Annotated in this window: 15 protein-coding genes and 1 riboswitch; of the genes, 8 read left to right on the top strand and 7 right to left on the bottom strand. The window is 39.1% G+C overall.

Annotation, left to right across the window (positions count from 1 at the left end):
- Window positions 1-89: 89 nt before the first annotated feature.
- The 6 genes from CYAN7822_RS07360 to CYAN7822_RS07385 all read right to left on the bottom strand — a co-directional run bounded on the left by CYAN7822_RS07360 (window position 90) and on the right by CYAN7822_RS07385 (window position 7,261).
- Entirely contained in the window at window positions 90-749 is a 660-nt protein-coding gene (locus CYAN7822_RS07360; RefSeq protein ID WP_041933167.1) for a hypothetical protein, read from the bottom strand.
- A 412-nt stretch (window positions 750-1,161) separates the two neighbouring features.
- Window positions 1,162-1,923: a type I methionyl aminopeptidase gene (map, locus tag CYAN7822_RS07365; protein ID WP_013321608.1), complete on the bottom strand. Its 762-nt coding sequence runs from the start codon at window positions 1,921-1,923 to the stop codon at window positions 1,162-1,164.
- A gap of 142 nt (window positions 1,924-2,065) precedes the next feature.
- The gene (gene hisA, locus CYAN7822_RS07370; protein ID WP_013321609.1) at window positions 2,066-2,839 is read right to left on the bottom strand and encodes a 1-(5-phosphoribosyl)-5-[(5-phosphoribosylamino)methylideneamino]imidazole-4-carboxamide isomerase; all 774 of its coding nucleotides are present in this window, start codon (window positions 2,837-2,839) and stop codon (window positions 2,066-2,068) included.
- Between the two features lie 155 nt (window positions 2,840-2,994).
- Window positions 2,995-3,591, bottom strand: coding sequence for an exopolysaccharide biosynthesis protein (locus CYAN7822_RS07375; protein ID WP_013321610.1), 597 nt, complete (start codon window positions 3,589-3,591; stop codon window positions 2,995-2,997).
- Window positions 3,592-3,608: 17 nt separating this feature from the next.
- Window positions 3,609-4,946 (bottom strand): ArsB/NhaD family transporter, encoded by a 1,338-nt coding sequence (locus CYAN7822_RS07380; protein ID WP_013321611.1) that lies wholly within the window; start codon window positions 4,944-4,946, stop codon window positions 3,609-3,611.
- A gap of 312 nt (window positions 4,947-5,258) precedes the next feature.
- Window positions 5,259-5,417, bottom strand: a riboswitch (cyclic di-AMP (ydaO/yuaA leader).
- 47 nt (window positions 5,418-5,464) lie between these two features.
- A complete protein-coding gene (locus tag CYAN7822_RS07385) occupies window positions 5,465-7,261 on the bottom strand; it encodes an SLC13 family permease (protein ID WP_013321612.1) in 1,797 nt (598 codons plus the stop codon).
- Between the two features lie 303 nt (window positions 7,262-7,564).
- On the opposite strand from CYAN7822_RS07385, the gene CYAN7822_RS07390 reads away from it, so the two are divergent.
- The 3 genes from CYAN7822_RS07390 to CYAN7822_RS07400 all read left to right on the top strand — a co-directional run bounded on the left by CYAN7822_RS07390 (window position 7,565) and on the right by CYAN7822_RS07400 (window position 10,564).
- Window positions 7,565-8,584 carry a permease gene (locus CYAN7822_RS07390; RefSeq protein ID WP_041933573.1) on the top strand — a complete coding sequence of 340 codons (1,020 nt, stop codon included), beginning with the start codon at window positions 7,565-7,567 and terminating at the stop codon, window positions 8,582-8,584.
- A gap of 17 nt (window positions 8,585-8,601) precedes the next feature.
- On the top strand, window positions 8,602-9,417 hold the full coding sequence (locus tag CYAN7822_RS07395; RefSeq protein WP_013321614.1) for a TIGR03943 family putative permease subunit: 816 nt from the start codon (window positions 8,602-8,604) through the stop codon (window positions 9,415-9,417).
- 190 nt (window positions 9,418-9,607) lie between these two features.
- Complete coding sequence (locus tag CYAN7822_RS07400; protein ID WP_013321615.1) at window positions 9,608-10,564, top strand: polyphosphate kinase 2 family protein; 957 nt, start codon at window positions 9,608-9,610, stop codon at window positions 10,562-10,564.
- Window positions 10,565-11,602: 1,038 nt separating this feature from the next.
- Here the strand turns inward: CYAN7822_RS07400 and CYAN7822_RS07410 are convergent.
- The gene (locus CYAN7822_RS07410) at window positions 11,603-12,439 is read right to left on the bottom strand and encodes a Tab2/Atab2 family RNA-binding protein (protein WP_013321617.1); all 837 of its coding nucleotides are present in this window, start codon (window positions 12,437-12,439) and stop codon (window positions 11,603-11,605) included.
- A gap of 62 nt (window positions 12,440-12,501) precedes the next feature.
- On the opposite strand from CYAN7822_RS07410, the gene rimM reads away from it, so the two are divergent.
- The 5 genes from rimM to CYAN7822_RS07435 all read left to right on the top strand — a co-directional run bounded on the left by rimM (window position 12,502) and on the right by CYAN7822_RS07435 (window position 18,227).
- Window positions 12,502-13,134, top strand: a complete 633-nt coding sequence (gene rimM, locus CYAN7822_RS07415; RefSeq protein WP_013321618.1) for a ribosome maturation factor RimM — start codon at window positions 12,502-12,504, stop codon at window positions 13,132-13,134.
- Between the two features lie 104 nt (window positions 13,135-13,238).
- A complete protein-coding gene (locus tag CYAN7822_RS07420; protein WP_013321619.1) occupies window positions 13,239-15,101 on the top strand; it encodes an ABC transporter ATP-binding protein in 1,863 nt (620 codons plus the stop codon).
- Between the two features lie 300 nt (window positions 15,102-15,401).
- The gene (locus CYAN7822_RS07425; protein WP_013321620.1) at window positions 15,402-16,409 is read left to right on the top strand and encodes a DnaJ C-terminal domain-containing protein; all 1,008 of its coding nucleotides are present in this window, start codon (window positions 15,402-15,404) and stop codon (window positions 16,407-16,409) included.
- A gap of 275 nt (window positions 16,410-16,684) precedes the next feature.
- The gene (locus CYAN7822_RS07430; RefSeq protein ID WP_013321621.1) at window positions 16,685-17,035 is read left to right on the top strand and encodes a Rieske (2Fe-2S) protein; all 351 of its coding nucleotides are present in this window, start codon (window positions 16,685-16,687) and stop codon (window positions 17,033-17,035) included.
- 34 nt (window positions 17,036-17,069) lie between these two features.
- Entirely contained in the window at window positions 17,070-18,227 is a 1,158-nt protein-coding gene (locus CYAN7822_RS07435; RefSeq protein ID WP_013321622.1) for an AI-2E family transporter, read from the top strand.
- The last annotated feature ends 158 nt before the right edge of the window (window positions 18,228-18,385 follow it).

Here is an 18,385-nt window from a genome sequence, read left to right on the forward strand (position 1 = left end):
CAGATTGCCTTAACCGTCTTGGCGGTTGTTATAGCTGAAAAAAATTAATAAGAATCGGAATTAGAATCATTTTGCGGTGGTAAAGTTTGTTAATAGTTGGCCATAGTTCGCATTTGATCTTCACTATCAAACTTAACAACTGAATAGCGCCTCGGAGCAATTAAGTCCACAATATAAACTTGATCTCCGACAGCAAAGCTTTTATCTGTGGCATTTTCCCAGGGAAGACAATAAATTTGAACGAGGCATTTTCCTAAGTCATCATGAACCCCTACTTCTAGCATTCCATTCCCCAAAACTGCTAAAACCTTGCCTGTTATGCCAATAAAACGCTCAGGGATCATTTTTTCGGCTACGGTGTGGGTTTTTAATAAGCGCCTGAGTCTACCAGCTATAAAAGTAAACCCTCTAGCAAGGACAACCCCTATAAGACGAACGACCCACCAACCGGGGGAGGTGGTAGGATAGACGTTATAATACCAATGCCAAAGTAAATTCCCACTCCATCCCACAGTTCCAATCATAAAGGGGTAAATTCCTAACAGAAACAAGATAGGCACTTCCCCAACACCTAACAGAGCCAGTAAAGGGCCAATTAAGGGAATACGAAGAATGAACAGTCTTTTTTCGCCTTCATCTTCGATCAAATCTGGTGCAGCCCCGGTTAAAACTGCTACCATCAAAAGCATTAAGCCTACAATGGCGATGATAATAAACCCACGATTGATCGGATCGAAAGGGGAAGTCATTTTTTTATATAAAATAATTGTTGGTGTAGTCCGTGCTTTCGCTGTTATTTGTATTCTAAGTTACCCATTAAACTTATGTATGATTTAGATTGCTCATCACACCTACAGGAAAAGCTTTTTTAGCTCTAGAACTTTATTTAATCTATAGTGTAATCGATCAGTTGTTCATTGGCAATATGATGTTAAGTTTAGTATCTAAATTAATTGTAAATTTTAATGATTATCTGTTCATTTAAATTAGATAAACGCCAATGAATTGGAAAATAATAATCAATAAAATATAGCAATCCCAAATAAGTTATTAAGTGGTTAAGATACAGATTTATCTGTTTTCATCTGTGGTTATTACTTTTTTTTGTACAGGAGTGCTTGTCGAAAAAGGCAATAACTCATATAGGATTGCTATATAAAACTAAGGCAGAGTTAGAATGTCAACGCCATCTTCAGTAACCGCAATGGTATGTTCAAACTGAGCCGATAATTTATAGTCTTTAGTAATGGCTGTCCAACCATCCTCTAAAACTACCGCTTCATAAGTCCCTTCATTAATCATCGGTTCAATGGTAAAGACCATACCTGGACGAAGTCGTTTGCCTTTTCCTTTTGTCCCATAATGGGGAACTTGAGGAGCGGTATGAAATTCTCTACCGATACCATGACCGACAAAATCTCTAACTACCGAAAAGCCATGTCCTTCCGCATATTCTTGGATAGCCGCGCCAATATCACCAATTTTTGTTCCAGGGCCAACGGCAGAAATTCCTCGTTTTAAACATTCTTCCGTCACTTCTACTAACTTTTTAGCCACTGGGGAAGGCGTACCGACAAAAAAAGTCTTAGAGCTATCGCCGTGATAACCGTCTATGATTGGGGTGACATCAATGTTAATAATATCTCCATCTTGAAGAATTTGCGCCTCATTAGGAATTCCGTGACAGATGACATGATTAACACTGGTACAAATCGATTTAGGAAATCCATGATAGCCTAGAGGTGCGCTGATAGCTCCATGAGCTTGTGTCCAACGTTCTGCTTCATCGTTAATTTCTAGGGTACTAATTCCTGGTTGGATCATGGGTGCTAGATGATCTAATAGTTCGGCGGCTAACTGTCCCGCTCGACGCATTTTTTCTATTTCCCGTTTCGATAATAGTGTAATTGTTTCGTTTCCCATTCGAGTTTATAGAGACAATTAAGAACAATTGCTTAAAATTTTTCAGATAGGTCTAGCTTTCCTATATGATTATAGGATTTGCTATATAGTTAATCCTAGCAAATTGCAGAGATTAGACCTAGTTCTTGATCCTGATACAAATTTAAGCAAAAGCTGAAAACCCTAGGTCTGGGGGAATATCCTGCCAGCGTCCATCTCCTATGGCTCGAATTGCTTCTGATAAATCTACTTCTCCAGTATATAAAGCTTTTCCCACAATGACTCCGGTTACACCTGAAGGTTCTAAAGCGAGTAAGCTTAATAAATCAGTTAAAGAACTAACTCCCCCAGAGGCAATAATAGGAATATTCACTGCTTTAGCTAATTCTCGCAACGCAGGTAAATTGGGACCGCTTAAGGTTCCATCTCGATGAATATCAGTATAAATAATCGCTGCCGCTCCTAAATCTGCCATCTTTTGAGCAAGGTCTTTGGCCTCTACTTGGGAGGTTTCTAACCATCCTCTCGTAGCGACTTTACCATCTCGGGCATCAATACCCACCACAATTTGATCGGGAAATTCTTGAGCAAGTTCTTGAACTAGCTGAGGGTTTTCTACCGCAACTGTTCCTAATATGGTTCGATTTACCCCTAAATTGAGTAAGGCGGCGACACTGCTACGATCACGTAATCCTCCTCCTACTTGTACAGGAATAGATACCGCCCTAACAATCGCTTTTATGGCTGATAAATTTACAGGTTTACCGGCTTTAGCACCGTCTAAGTCTACTACATGAAGGCGGGTTGCTCCCTGTTCTACCCATTGACGCGCCACAGCGACAGGATTATCGTTAAAGACTTGGGATTGCTGATAATCTCCTTGATATAAGCGGACACAGCGTCCTTCGAGTAAATCAATTGCGGGGATAATTTCCATAATTCATTTTTTAGCTTTAGATTGGTTTATCAATGATCATAACCAGTATTGGGTAAGGCGTGAAGCGTAATGCAAATGGGTCTTTTGTTTTCACGCAAAGGGCGCAAAGAAGAAGGGATTTTCTACAATTATTGTAGATTGGCTTTTTTTATGATTCAGTTGATTAACTGAGTGGAAGCTTGCCAGAAGGTATAGCCAATAAATACAAAAAAGATCGTAACGCCAAGACTCCAGATATAGCCCAAACACATTAATAAGCCATCTGATTCTAGGGTGGCTATTGCTAACAGTAAAATCCCTACACTAGGTAAAGGATTAGTAAAAGGGACCGGTAGGATCAATAATATCGCTAACCAAGTCATCAAATATCCGTTAATTTGCCAAGTATAAGCATGATTAGCCACGATCAACCAGCGAGGACGAGTAACTTTTTCCACCAGTTTGAGTAATCCTTTCACTCGTTTGAGCAATTGTCGGCTTAATCTTCGAGGAAATTGAACTTGAGCAACTTTTTTGGGTAGCCAAGGTTTCCGTTTACCCAACGCCATTTGTATTGATAATAAAATGCTGGCGGAACTAAAAAAAACCGGTAATCCTGGAATCGAGGGAAATAGGAAGGGTAACGCTAACAAACCAATCATTAAACTAAAGCCGCGTTCTGAAGTTTGTTCTAGAATGTCTTTAAGCGTTAGCGGATCAAGGGCTAACCGCCTTAGCAGAGAATCTAAATCTTGAGAAAACTTCAGGTGCATAAGCTTTCTTAATTACGCTAAAGAAGAAAGAAAACAGTGATATAAATAGTCGAGGTTACCAGTTGCATAAACATGACGGGAATTCCGTATTTTAGAAACCTCTTGAAGGAGATGCTTTTACCATGTTGTTCAGAAATTCCAGCCGCGACAATATTAGAAGAGGCTCCTACTAATGTGCCATTTCCTCCTAAAGTCGCTCCAAACATCATAGCATAAAATAATGGCAAGACTTCGGGGGCAAATTGGCCATCAAAAGCTGGGGTAAGCACTTCGGGAGTAGCTAAGCCCACATTGACTAAATATTGTTTTAATAAAGGTACCATAGCGACTACTAGAGGAATATTCGGCACTACAGCCGACAAAAGTCCGACTAAAAATAATAAACTGACCGCTCCTAAAGCAATATTTTTTCCTAAAATTGCTGCCAGCACTGCCGATAATTGATTGACAACTCCGGTTTTTTCTAATCCTCCAATCAAGACAAAAATTGACATAAAAAATATTAAGGTACTCCAATCCACATCTCTTAAAATATTATTCACCGTGTCAATTTTACTTTGATGGGCTAAGAGTAGGGCTAAAGCCGCACCTAATAACGCTACTGCTGCCGGAGAAATCGGCACCGGAAAAGATTCCCCCACCACAAAAAAGGTCAAAACAAATAAAACAATTAATCCTCCTAGCATTAACACTCTTGGATGATTAATTTTTGGATGAGGTAAATCTTCTAAGTGACTAAATTTCTTGTTCCAAAGGTCAGAAAATAGGAAAGGAACCATAACCACAATGGTAATAACAGCAAGTCCTCCGCCTAAACTCAAGCGAGATAAATAGTCATTAAAACTAATATTAATAGCGTCTCCCACAATAAAGGTGGCGGGGTCTCCTACTAAAGTCATTAAACCCGAACTATTAGCCACAAATACCATTAAAATTAATAAAGGAACAAAATCAACGCCAATATCTTGAGCAATTGGCGGAATTAAAGGAGCCAATAACATCACCGTCGTAGCATTGGGTAAAACGGCACAAATGGGGGTTGTAATAGCCACTACTCCTAACAGTAAAAATTTTCCTTCTCCCTTAGCTAATAAAATCATTTGGGTGGCTAAATAATCAAAGATTTTAGTCGGTTCAAAAGCTCTCACTAAAACCATTACGCCAAAAAATAAGGCTAGGGTGGCATAAGAAGCACTAATATAGTTGATCGCTTCTGATAACGTCATTACATGGGTAAAAACTAATATTAATGCTCCCAATAAAGCGGCTACTGTCAGATGTAATGTTTCTGCCATGATGATGCCGATGACACCTATAAAAGTTAAGGCAGCAATAATCGCGGGTAAGTTTTCCATAAGTAAAATAGCAAAATTTACAAAATTTAAAAATCCGTTTGCATAAGTTAGTTCAAAACTAAAAAGATAGCAGATTGAGGAGGAGAATTTAAAAAGGCACTCAGGCAAAATACCATCAGGTAAAAAGCAAAACTTAAAAGAATTGAAGTAAACTTGAATTAGACAAGAGTTCTAATAATTTTAGAAGATCTGAGCGAAAGCGTTTTTCATAGTAATGCCTCAACTGGATAGATTAACTAAACAATCAATTAATCGAGTAGCAGCGAAGCGGACTGAAGAAATTTAGACATTACTGAAAATGCTGTAATTTTTCAGGCTTCTCCCAATGCCGACGAGGTTAGCTGATGGGCTAGGACTGAGAGATGTCCCTCTTAGCAGAAACTAGGATGCTTTTTCTGTCAAAATACGCCCCAAAGTTGGTTCCCCCGTACCTCTATCTTCTATCTCAAGAGGATTAGGCTGACTTACTCATTTGATATTCAAGCATAGCACAGTCCCAAAGAAGGAGGGAATTTTATCTAACCGTTAAGTCCGTAAAGCAAAACAATAAATATGGGTGTGATGACTATCATCAATAAATTTAACGGCCCACCCACCCGAGTAAAATCTAAAAACCGATAGCCGCCAGCACTATACACCATCGTGTTTGTTTGATAACCAATGGGAGTCATAAAACTATTAGAAGCGGCAAAAGTAACAGCCAGCATAAAAGCGTAAGGACTCAGATGCAAACTTTCTGCTACTTTTACAGCAATGGGCATCATTAAGACTACAGAGGCATTGTTAGAAAGAATTTCTGTTAGTATAGAAGTAATGATAAAGAAAAAGAGTAAAATCCAAAAACCTGATAAGCCGCCTCCTAAAGTCACTAGATTATCAGCTAACCATTGAGTAGCCCCCGATTTATCCATTGCTATTCCCAAAGGAATTAATCCAGCTAATAAAAAAATCACATCCCAACGCACTGCACCATAAATTTCTCCGGGTTTGAGACAGCCAGTCAATACCATTAAAATCACACCGATTAAAGCTGTCACTAAAATGGGGAACCAGTTCATAGCGGCTATCACCACAACCCCTAAAATAATCCCTAGAGCAATGAGGGCTTTATCTTGTTTTAAGGTTTCTACATCTCGTTCTTCAATAACTAGAAGTTCTCGAGTGGTTTGTAAACCGATAAAACTTTCTTTCGGCCCCTGAACCAGTAATAAATCTCCGAAACGTAAAGGGATTTTTCCTAAGCGTTCTCTTGCCAATTCTTGTCCACGACGAATGGCGAGAACTGTGCCATTATAACGCTGTCTAAAGCGCAAATCTTTTAAGGTGGAACCGATTAAGCGAGAGTTAGAAAGAATTAACACTTCAGCGACTTTTTCTTCTCCGGTTGTTAGTTCAGATTCTAACGTTTTTTCTGCGAATTTCAGGTCAGGTAAAATTTCAATATCTTTAGCATCTCGGACTTTTAGCAAATCTTTTCTCGTTCCTCTCACTAATAAAATATCTCCCGCCGATAAAGTTTTATCAGCTAAAGGTTGAGGAAAATGATTGCCATTATGAATAATTTCTAGAACATCTAAGTCAAATTTTCTTTGAATTCCGCTTTGTCGTAGCGTTTGCCCAATTAAACTTGAGCCTGGCGTAATAATGACTTCAGTAACATAATCTTCTAATTTATAATCTTGACTTAATGAATCAGAACTTTGTTCTCTTTTTGGCAAAAGAAGAGGAGCAATAAAAGCTAAATAAATTAAGCCAACTGAAAAAGTAATCATTCCTAGTGGCGTAAACTGGAATAATTTAAATTCTTCATAACCTAATTGTTTAGATAATCCACTGGCTAAAACATTAGTTGATGTGCCTATTACCGTGAGCATTCCTCCTAAAATCGTTACATAGGAAAGAGGAATAAACATTTTAGACACAGCAATTTTTTGTTGATTACACCATTCTTCGATTATCGGCAAAAAAACAGCAACAACAGCCGTATTATTAATAAAACCACTAATCGGGCCAATAATTAAGCCTAGAGCTAAAATTTGGTTAGAGATAGTCTTGCCTCCCCATCGAACCAATAAATCTCTTACCATTTGCATGACTCCTGTGCGGCTAATGCCGGTGCTGAGAATAAACATAGCCATCACGGTAATGGTAGCGGAATTACTAAACCCAGAAAGGGCTTCATCTGGAGTCACTAAATTTAAAACAATTAAAATAACTGGAATGCACAGGGCAATAAAATCAACCGGCAACCACTCACCAATAAAAAATATTAAAGCAACAATAACAACGCCTAGGGTAAGAAATACTTTGTCCATAGATATGCTAGACCACCGAGCCTGAAAACTCGGATGTAATACGGCTCAAGGGAATCTTTATAACTAAATTATATCAAAATAGTGTAAATAATAATATGGATTAGTCAAATCTGTTGAAGCAGGAGTAACTAAAGCACAAACTGATTGAAGTCCGCCAGATCTGAGGTATATTAAAAAATATTAAGCAAACGGCTAAATTTGACCAGCAACTCAAAAAACTGAGCGATGGAGGCTATGAATATTGAACCTTTTGTCCTTATATGCTCGTCTAATTAAAGCAAACCATCTGAGAAGGCCATTATGATTAATCAGCTATACAGTGCCTTCACACTCTTTCTGAGTCTGTTAGTCGAGGCTATCCCCTTTCTTTTATTAGGCGTGATGCTATCCAGTGCGTTGTTAATCTTCATTGATGTGGATAAGTTAATCAAGGTCATGCCGCGAAATCCTATTTTAGGGGCCATTGTCGGGAGTTGTATCGGCTTTTTATTCCCTGTGTGTGAATGCGGGAATGTTCCTGTGGCTAGGCGTTTATTATTGGAAGGAATGCCGACTTCAGTAGCGATTGCTTTTTTATTGGCAGCCCCGACTATTAATCCTGTGGTAGTCTGGTCTACTTGGGTAGCTTTTCGAGACCAACCAGAAATCGTGATCGGGCGCGTGGTATTTTCTTTAGCTATTGCCATTTGTATCGCTTGTGTGTTTAGTGTACAAAAAGATCCCCGTCCTCTGCTACAACCGGTGTTAGCTAAACGAGTTCGCTGTTTGAGTTCCCCAAGTCCTCAACAACTCGCTACGGTAGTGGCACCATCGCCCACTGTACCCAGTCTATTGCAATCAGGAACCTATTTAATCGGCTCTGGAGGGCAACCGCTACGGATGGATGATCTGGCAGCCAAGACAAATTTTTCTGCTTCTAACTCAAAATATCAAGTTTTTCTAGATAATGTGGTGCAGGAGTTGCGAGAGTTGGGAGGAATGCTGGTTTTAGGCAGTGTGATAGCCGCCGGAATTCAAATTTTTGTCCCCCGAGAAATTATTCTCAGTTTAGGTCAAGATTCTTTGACCTCAATTCTAGCGATGATGTTATTAGCGGGCATTATTTCTATTTGCTCGACCGTAGATTCTTTTTTTGCTCTTTCTTTTGCCGCTACCTTTACCTCTAGCTCATTGTTAGCTTTTTTGGTATTCGGCCCAATGATTGATATCAAGTCTATGGGGTTGATGTTATCCATTTTTAAGCCTAGAATGCTGATTTATCTATTTGCTTTAGCGGCACAATTAACCTTGATTTTGACTTTGTGTCATAGTTACTTCTTTTAATTTCTGGCATCGGACTAATGATTTCCCAAGCTAAACTCAAATCCCTAAATTTCAAATTTCTTGTACCTGTATTAGATATCCTAGCCTTATTAGGATGGGGAGTATTATTATTCAAATATTGGCTCACAGGGCAGTTAAAATTACTCATTCATCCGAACTATTTTGGGCTGGTGTTTGGTACAAGCATCATTCTGTTAGTGTTAGGAGGGTTAAAAGGATGGCAGTGGTTCAAATCATTGAGCAAACGTTCCCATAATGGCCGCGAAACCGTGCAACATATCACTATTTTCCCTCCTGGTTGGGCCAGTGGGTTGCTAGTCATGGCTGCATTAGCAGGTTTTTTAATTAGTCCAGGGGTCTTAAATTCTCAAGTAGCACTACAAAGGGGAGTCAGTGAAACTTTACCCCTAACCCGAGAACAACCCGAAGCTTTCCAAGCGACCATTAAACCTGAAGAACGGACTTTAATTGACTGGGTAAGGACCCTCAATGCTTATCCTGAACCTGATGACTATACTGGTCAAAAAGTCAATGTTAAAGGATTTGTAGTTCATTTACCCCAATTAGGTGATAATTATCTGCTTTTAACTCGTTTTATTTTGACTTGTTGTGCTGTGGATGCTTATCCTGTCGGGTTACCCGTTAAACTTCAGTCAAGCCGCTCTCAATATCCCCCGGATACTTGGTTAGAAGTTCAAGGAGAGATGATGACAGAAATTTTAACGGTTAATAGTCAAACTTTACAAGCTACAGATAGCGGCAAACGTCAATTGGTGATTAAAGCTAATTCAGTTAAACCCATTCCCACTCCGGCAGATCCTTATGGATATTAGTCATTAGTCATTGGTCATTGGTCAATAGTCAATAGTCATTAGTCATTAGACTTTTTGTCTTTTGCAAGTGCCCCTGTTCCCAGATCCGGTGTTCCCTGTTCCCTGTTCCCTAAAATCATTAGTCAAGCTTTTCATCAGACTGTAAAGAATTTTATAAAATTATGAAACTGAACCATTAGACTGCGCTTCAATGGACAATAGACCGCTAACTCCGGATTTAAAAATTATGTTTAAACAGTTTATTGTTCCCCCTGGTCAAAAAATCAGTTTAAAAGATTATAACCCCAAAGACAAAAACAACTTTTTCGATGCAACAACCATTGAGAGGATCAAAGAAAGCAATTTAGAGTATAGCGGAGAGCTTAATAAAACTCTGGCTTCTGAATTGTTGACCATTGGTATTGAACAGTTAGCCAAATACCAAGATATGCTTTATGCTCAAAATAATTATGCTTTACTGGTAATTTTTCAAGCGATGGATGCGGCAGGTAAAGATGGAACTATTAAGCACGTCATGTCAGGGGTAAACCCTCAAGGATGTCAGGTATTTAGCTTTAAAGGTCCTTCAGCAGAAGAGTTAGATCATGATTATTTGTGGCGCTCGATGAAAGCCCTTCCCGAAAGGGGAAGAATTGGAATTTTTAATCGTTCCTACTATGAAGAAGTATTAGTGGTCAGGGTACATCCAGAAATTTTAAATAAGCAACAACTCCCTCCAGAAGCCAAAGGGAAAAAAATTTGGCAACATCGATTTGAAGAAATTAATAATTTTGAAAAATATTTAGTCAATAATGGTATTATTATTCTAAAGTTTTTTTTGAATGTTTCAAAAGAAGAACAAAAAAAAAGGTTTTTAGATCGTATTAATAAGCCAGAAAAAAATTGGAAATTTTCGGTAAATGATGCTAAAGAGAGAGCTTTTTGGGATGATTATATGAAAGCTTATGAAGAGGTTTTTAATCATACCAGTACAGAATGGGCACCCTGGTATATTATTCCGGCTGATCGAAAATGGTTTACACGCTTGGCGGTGGCTTATATTATCTATAAAACCTTAGAAAATTTGGATTTGAAATATCCTACAGTTACCGAAGAACACAAACAGCAGCTTTTATTAGCCAAAGAACTTTTAGAACAAGAGGAATAACTTTTTGCCTATAATCTTTTGCCTATAGCCTCCTGCCTTTTGCTATAAGTAGTCGGACACCCATTAAAGTTAACTGTGTGATCACCGGAACAGGGAACAGGAAAGGCTTTTAAAGCTTTTACATTTCTTAACATAATGTACACCCAATGGCGCGGAGCTAGGCTTTATTTATGTCCAGGTACTTAATCAAAACAAAAAGTGAGGCCTCATGAGTAACTTGACGACTTTAAAGTATCAGGGATAACAACTTTTAAAATACTTAAATTCGCCAAGCTAATTTTATTGTCGTGATGGAAAAAGGGCAAATAGTTGAGATAGGTATCTATACTCAACTAATCGCTAATCAGAGTTTATTTGCTCAACTTCACGCTCTACAAACTTTATGATTAAGGACTAATGTTAAAAATAATTTCAAATCCAGTTTTATTGCCAAGCTATAGTGGACACTATAAATAGTAGTTGTAGTCTATTAAGAAGCAATCAAGCCGGATTTAGCCAAAAAAATTGCAGAAATTTAACTATAGCTTAATTGCGGTTTAAATTATGAGGCTCGTTGGCTGACCACAGCTTCAAGCTGCCTAGCGAGGGAAATTGTTTCAAACTCTTCCATAGAAATCTTTACATGACATTTTTTACATTTTAAGCAAGATGTTATTTCATCTTGGTGTCCATAATAAAAACCGTTTAGGGAAGAACAATTAGGACAAAACCATTTTAAAATCATAAGGATTTCGTTTAAGTAGTTTTTTAATTAATCTTTATGGCTCTAAGCCACCACAGGGTTCATGCTTAGAAACTAAAATTTATTAATTCGCTCATTGTGTAATGTTACACATAATTAACCTCATTTCAGATAAGTGGACTCACTTACCATAACCTATTTAGGTAAAATTTCGGTAAACACTAAGACAGATTATAGCAGCAAACTTTAAAATCTTAATATTTTATTTATAATTATATGCCTTGCTCAAAATGGTTTCTAGAAAAGCATTATATTATATCATTAAAAAAAAATATGTCAATCAAAAAAAACAATATTTAAACTTTTAAATGATGGCTATATTCTTCTTGTAATAGCCAAAAACCCGAATAAGTCATTCCTGAAGAATCAGGTTGAATTGTTAAAAAATGTAATCCACGACACAATTGTTTTCGCTGTTCATATTTTTCGGCTGCCACAACCACTTCAGGATCTTCAAAAGTAGCGAGAATCCAACGGTTGACCAAACCAGACTCTAAAACTAAACCTCCAGATTTACCAACCTCAGTAGAAATATAATTAATAGCTACAGGATTTTCTTGGTTTAACCAACGGGCTAAATACATAGAAGTTCTTCCCCCATAAATAACCATACCCGGAATAGGAAGAGTAGAAGCCAACCCTAAATTAATAGGAAGTAACTCTTCAGGAATATTTAAAAGAGGAATAGGACGGTCCTTAAAAAATTCAATTAAATCGCCAGCCGCTACATGAGCAAAGCGCCATTCTTCCCCCCATAGGTTTGCCGGCAAAGGTTGTGGAGGCGGCTTATCTAAAATATCTTGAGGATCTTTTGTGGCGGCTGCCCGTTGTTGTAAAACCTTTTTTAAAGCCCATGTGCGCCGAGTAGCCACCACCGTTAACCCCAATTTTTCGGCACAGGAGGTCAACAAAGCCAGAGATTGAGGGCGAAATACTTGAATTACATCCGGAGAAAATTGCTCAGTTGCTTGCTGTAACTGTACCAATAACCAATCGCTATTAGCCATTGATTGAGGACATTGACGCTCATAAATAATTTTTCCCAAAGAGTCGGTGATCAACAGTTCCCACAGAATTTCTCCTGCTTGATTCATTTGCTGCCGCTTATAAAAATCAGCTTGCCAAATCAACATAAACTTAATAAAGCTAAACTATAGATTAGGAAGAATACAATACTTATGAGCTAAGACTGACAATGGATGATTGGTTAGAAATAGGAACAATTGTCGCGCCCCAAGGATTAAAAGGAGAAGTCAGAGTTTCTTCTGAGTCGGATTTCCCAGAAAGATTTGAAGAACCTGGAAAACGCTGGTTAGTTCCTCCTAATAGTGTACAAGTTCAAGAAGTAGAATTGCTCTCGGGCAGATATATTCCCGGTAAAAATATCTACGTGGTACAATTAGCAGGCATTGAAGACAGAGAGGAAGCTGAAGCCTTACGGGGATATAAACTTTTAGTCCCACTCAGCGATCGCCCGTCACTTTCCGAGGATGAATATCACGTAGCGGACCTCATTAATCTAGAAGTCTATAACCAACAGACCGGAGAGAATGTCGGGATAGTCACTGAACTATTATGGGCCGGCAATGATTTACTAGAAGTCACACTCCATCAACAACCCGAAATCAAACCAACACCCGAACTGGATTTATCCAAGGTGAGAAAAAGCAAGCATCGCAAGCTAAAACCCAAAGTCAAAAAACCCTTAACCGTCTTAATACCCTTTGTCAAAGAAATTGTTCCTGTAGTAGATCTCCAAAGCAGACGCATCGAAATTAACCCCCCTGCGGGTTTATTAGAAGTTAACAGCGAGCAGGCGGTTAACTAAGCATAATTACTGGTCACTAGGTCAAACTTTTAACTAAAGGTAGGTTTTGCTGGCTAAAAAGAAGGTGTCATAATAAAAAGACAAAATTTCCTGACAGTAAATTAATGGCGTTCTTTCCCCCTCCCCCACCAGACAGACAAGACAGACCTAGACCTCCTAGACCTCGAGAAAACGACTGGCGGCTGATCTTAAAACTACTGCCTTATACCCGTCGTAGTCGAAAATTATTACTGTGGTCAATTTTGTTATTACTCCCTGTATCAGTGGCCGGGGCGATCCAACCTCTCATCATCGGTCAGGCCATTTCACTGCTACGATCTGAAGCCGCTTGGCCGTATCTAGAAAAGATGACCTTAGCACAAGGGCTAAATTTTTTAGCAGTTCTTTTGCTAGTGACAATTATTATCAGAGTAATCTTTAGTGCTACTCAAGGATACATTATTCAACAAGTCGGACAGGATATAACCGCACAAGTTCGACAAGACCTATTTACTCACATCACCTCTTTGTCAGCGAGTTTCTTTGATCGCACCCCTGTAGGACGCTTAGTTACTCGCATCGCCAGCGATGTAGAAGCCTTGGGGGATGTATTCGCCAGTGGGGCCATCGGAGTCCTGAGTGATTTTGTGTATTTTGTCGTCATTTTAATCACCATTTTTAGCCTGCAATGGCAGTTATCCTTGATGTTATTTTTAATGCTTATTCCGGTTACCGGATTAATCATTTATTTTCAGCAGCAGTATCGCAAGGCTAATTATCAGGTACGAGAAGAATTATCCCAACTCAACTCCATGTTGCAAGAAAATGTCATGGGGATCAATGTGGTGCAATTGTTTCGCCGAGAACGTTTTAATAGCGATATGTTCCGCACCATCAATAAACGTTATCGCATGGAGGTAGATAAAACGATTTTTCATGATTCGGCGATTTCTGCTACTTTAGAATGGGTAGGATTAGTAGCCATTGCAGGAGTTCTCGGGTTAGGAGGAATTTTTGTTGTTAAAGGCATGATTACCTTGGGAACCCTATCAGCTTTTATCCTTTATGGTAGGCGTTTATTTGACCCGATACGGCAATTTGCCGACAAATTTACCATGTTCCAAGCGGGTTTTACTGCCATTGAACGAATTAGCGAATTACTCAGCGAACCCATCGAAATTCGAGACCCAGAAATTTATCAAAATGCCATTTCTCCAGGGCAAATAATCAGCAATAACCAACAAGGCGGAGAAATACGCTTTGAAAACGTTTGGTTTGCTTATAAAGCTCATGAATATGTCCTGAAAAATTTAGATTTTACCATTCGTCCAGGCGAAAAAGTCGCTTTAGTTGGTCCTACCGGTGCCGGCAAAAGTTCAATTATCCGTCTATTATGCCGCCTTTATGAACCGACAAAAGGACGGATTTTACTAGATGGAATTGATATTAGAGATATTCCACAAGCCCAGTTACGCCGATATATAGGGGTTATTCTTCAGGAAAGCTTTCTTTTTGCCGGTGATATCAAACGCAATATTACTTTAGGAGAAGACTATTCTCTTGACCAGGTAAAAGAAGCGGCTCAATTAACTAACATTAACCAATTTATTGAAGAATTACCCCAAAGTTATGACACGGTTTTAAGAGAAAGAGGGGCAAATTTATCTGGGGGACAAAAACAATTATTAGCTTTTGCTAGGGTAGCGATTCGTAAGCCGCGAGTTTTAGTTTTAGATGAAGCAACGGCGAGTTTAGATGTAGGGACAGAAGCATTAATTCAACAAGCTTTAGAAGAATTATTAAAAGAACGAACCGCCATTATTATTGCTCACCGACTATCGACAATTCGAGATGTAGATCGAATTTTAGTCCTTAAACGAGGGGAATTAATCGAACAAGGAAGTCATGAAAAATTATTAGAACAAAAAGGTTTATATGCGAGTTTGTACCGATTACAAATGTTAGGAGCGGCTGAATTATTGAGTTAATAAATTTACCTATTTAGCCAGATTTTATCAATCCTAAATTTATCAAAAAACTCCTTGGCATTCTCTTGGCGGCTTTGCGCCTTAGCCCGAACTATAAAACTCCTCAGAGTACGGAAATTTCCCCGTAAACCGAGAGTAAGAACCGATCCTAACCGGCTTGACAACTTGTTACCCTATAATAAGGAGAATTATAAATAATCCTAAACAAGACGCACTAAATATTAACAGTTCGGAACTCGTTCGGTCCCCCAGTCAAAACACTATTGTAAAACTTAGCAACCCAAGAGGAGAGAGATATAGATGGCTTCCACTGACTATAAAGATTATTACGCGGTTTTAGGGGTCAACAAAACTGCCAGCGCGGATGAAATTAAAAAAGCCTTCCGTAAACTAGCTGTCAAATACCATCCTGATCGCAACCCAGATAACAAACAAGCTGAAGAACGTTTCAAGGAAATCAGCGAAGCTTATGAAGTGCTTTCAGATGCAGATAAACGCAGCAAGTATGACCAATTTGGTCAATATTGGAAACAAGCCAGTGCCGGTGGTGGGTGGTCGCCGAATGGTGCAGGGGTTGACTTTGCTGACTTTGACTTCAGTCAATTTGGGTCTTTTGAAGAATTTATTAATGAATTACTAGGACGTGTTTCCTCGCCGGGTGGACAAAGAACTCGAACTTATAGTTATCGCACTAGCACCAACCCTTCAGGATATGGGAATGTAGGAGGATTTAAGGATTTTAACAGTGGATTTGGCAATCAAAGTCCAGTTTCTTTGGATAGAGAAGTCAATCTGCGCTTAACCTTTGCTGAAGCCTTTCAAGGAAGTCAAAAACGCCTAAAAATCGGCAATGAAATGGTGGATGTTCGTATTCCTGCGGGAACAAAATCCGGCAATCGTCTGCGGGTTCGAGGGAAAGGGCAAACTAATAGCTATTCTTCTGGGCGAGGGGATTTATATCTCGTGGTTGAATTAGAACCTCATTCATTTTTCCAATTTGAAGGAGATAACCTGATCTGTGAAATTCCCATTACGCCAGATGAAGCGGTTTTAGGGGCTTCTATTGAAGTTCCTACCCCAGATGGAATGGTAACGATGAGAATCCCCCCTGGAATTCGTTCCGGTCAAACGCTACGCTTGCGCTCTAAAGGTTGGCCCAACCCTAAAGGAGGACGAGGCGATCAATTAGTTCGCATTGTCATAGATACTCCTAAAACCGTTAGTGCGGCTGAACGAGAATATTATGAAAAAATCCGCGATAGCCGCAGTTATAATCCTCGTAGTCATTTGCAACAGGTTCGTCTTTAACTGACTTCGGGTAGAGAACAATTGTTTTGATGACTGCCTTGGTCTGGGTGTGGAAGTTGTTCCACTCTCAACTATTTCCCACCCGAAGGCTGAATTGTCATTGCTAAAAATACAGGCAGGTAGCAATAAGTATAATTAACTAAGAGTTATTACTAATTTTCACCCGAGAAATTTTAACGCCACTGACCTTGAAATACCAACTCAAGAAAAACTAGATAAAAAAGAGGAGCATTAGCTTCATAATAAAAAATAGCAATAGTTGAAGAAATAATTCTATGAGTTGGACAAAAGTGCTTTCTGTGGATGCTCTTGCCCCTGGACAAAGAAAAATTGTTACAGTTGGTCAACAAAAAATTTTATTAATCAATCATAACGGACAGCTATACGCCGTTGATAAAGCTTGTCCTCATCTGAAACTTTCAATGAAAAACGGTAAGATCACTGAAGAGGGATCAATTATATGCCCTTGGCATAAAAGTTCATTTGATCTTCGTAGTGGGGAAGCAACAGACTGGACTCCTTGGCCTCCTGTAGTAGGAAAAGCAATGGCTATGGTTGCTAAACCCAAACCTTTACAAGTCTTTCCCGTTCGAGTAGAAGAAGACAGTATTTGGGTTGAAGTTTAAAAAAATTAATCTCAACTTTTAGATAGAGGGTTTTATGGTCAATGCTGGCTCATCTAAACCAAAAGTAAACTGGTTACAACGATGGTGGGGAACTTTAAATCCTCTTTCCCGTCTGCTGGCAATTACTCTAGCAGCACCCTTGACAGTTTTGAATGCTTGGGCATTCTCCACCATCTTTGGTTATTTTCAGTCATTATTTGTCATTATTCTCTTAGCCTCTGTGGTAGCTTTTTTACTGAGCTATCCGGTCAATTGGTTAGAAAACAAAGGCATCAACCGACCTCAAGCCGCCATCGGCGTTTTCTTGGTGACATTACTCATTTTTCTGGCAGTAGCTGTTACTTTAGTCCCACTGGCTTACAATCAGGCTCAGCAATTAGTGGCTCGTTTACCAGAATGGCTAGACTCCGGTCAACATCAACTGATGAGGCTCAATGAACAAGTGGATCTGTGGGGTTTGCCTATCAGTCTAGATGGGTTAATCGCTCAAATCAATAGCAGACTGGCATCCGAGTTACAAACTCTTGGCGGAAAAACCCTAAATTTAGCGGTTAGTTTGACAGTGTTTACCGTTGTCAAATCATTAGATGTTTTATTAACCATCATTCTAACCTTCTATTTACTCTTGCATACACGGGATATATGGCAGAGTTTAATAGAATGGTTACCTAAACCCATTCAAGGGCCATTTTCCCAAACGCTACGTAGTAGTTTTCAAAATTATTTTTTGGGACAAATTATCAGCGCAACCTGTATGGCTGTGGGTTTAGTGTCTAGCTTCTTAGTGCTAAAAGTCCCCTTTGGCTTGTTGTTTGGCTTAACTATTGGGGTTATGGCTTTAATTCCCTTTGGCGGATCGGCGGGAATTGTTACAGTGACTTTACTCATAGCACTGCGGGATATTAAATTAGCCCTACAGGTATTAGCCTGCGCTCTGGTGGTTCAACAAGTGGTAGAAAATGGCATTGCCCCCAGAATCTTAGGCAGTGTGACCGGATTAAATCCCTTTTGGATTTTGTTGGCTCTGTTAAGTGGAGCTAGAATCGGGGGATTATTAGGGGTGATCGTGGCAGTTCCTACGGCTGTAATGATTAAAGAAGCGTTAAGTGCAATTCGTACAGTTCCGACGGGTGATGATCTGCTCTCTAGCTTAACCCGAAATGAATCATCAACCACAGCTACTCAACGGTAGTAAATTAACAAGGATCAGAGATTAAGCAGAATTAAAGAGATTATAAACACACAAGCTCAAATTTTCCGTACAATTCACGATGTTCTAAACAGTTAAATTGACTATTGTGAAGGTGTTACCGGCTTGAGAGGTTCTTGAGTCTAAAAGAATCTAAGTGA

Source organism: Gloeothece verrucosa PCC 7822 (assembly GCF_000147335.1).
Taxonomy (GTDB): domain Bacteria; phylum Cyanobacteriota; class Cyanobacteriia; order Cyanobacteriales; family Microcystaceae; genus Gloeothece; species Gloeothece verrucosa.

Excerpts from the sequence above, each read along its gene's own strand:
- CYAN7822_RS07395 (WP_013321614.1), top strand. The coding sequence starts at position 8,602 with ATGATTTCCCAAGCTAAACTCAAATCCCTAAATTTCAAATTTCTTGTA.
- rimM (WP_013321618.1), top strand. The coding sequence starts at position 12,502 with ATGGATGATTGGTTAGAAATAGGAACAATTGTCGCGCCCCAAGGATTA.
- CYAN7822_RS07420 (WP_013321619.1), top strand. The coding sequence starts at position 13,239 with ATGGCGTTCTTTCCCCCTCCCCCACCAGACAGACAAGACAGACCTAGA.
- CYAN7822_RS07360 (WP_041933167.1), bottom strand. The coding sequence starts at position 749 with ATGACTTCCCCTTTCGATCCGATCAATCGTGGGTTTATTATCATCGCC.
- CYAN7822_RS07375 (WP_013321610.1), bottom strand. The coding sequence starts at position 3,591 with ATGCACCTGAAGTTTTCTCAAGATTTAGATTCTCTGCTAAGGCGGTTA.
- CYAN7822_RS07400 (WP_013321615.1), top strand. The coding sequence starts at position 9,608 with ATGGACAATAGACCGCTAACTCCGGATTTAAAAATTATGTTTAAACAG.
- CYAN7822_RS07380 (WP_013321611.1), bottom strand. The coding sequence starts at position 4,946 with ATGGAAAACTTACCCGCGATTATTGCTGCCTTAACTTTTATAGGTGTC.
- hisA (WP_013321609.1), bottom strand. The coding sequence starts at position 2,839 with ATGGAAATTATCCCCGCAATTGATTTACTCGAAGGACGCTGTGTCCGC.
- map (WP_013321608.1), bottom strand. The coding sequence starts at position 1,923 with ATGGGAAACGAAACAATTACACTATTATCGAAACGGGAAATAGAAAAA.
- CYAN7822_RS07385 (WP_013321612.1), bottom strand. The coding sequence starts at position 7,261 with ATGGACAAAGTATTTCTTACCCTAGGCGTTGTTATTGTTGCTTTAATA.
- CYAN7822_RS07435 (WP_013321622.1), top strand. The coding sequence starts at position 17,070 with ATGGTCAATGCTGGCTCATCTAAACCAAAAGTAAACTGGTTACAACGA.
- CYAN7822_RS07430 (WP_013321621.1), top strand. The coding sequence starts at position 16,685 with ATGAGTTGGACAAAAGTGCTTTCTGTGGATGCTCTTGCCCCTGGACAA.
- CYAN7822_RS07410 (WP_013321617.1), bottom strand. The coding sequence starts at position 12,439 with ATGTTGATTTGGCAAGCTGATTTTTATAAGCGGCAGCAAATGAATCAA.
- CYAN7822_RS07425 (WP_013321620.1), top strand. The coding sequence starts at position 15,402 with ATGGCTTCCACTGACTATAAAGATTATTACGCGGTTTTAGGGGTCAAC.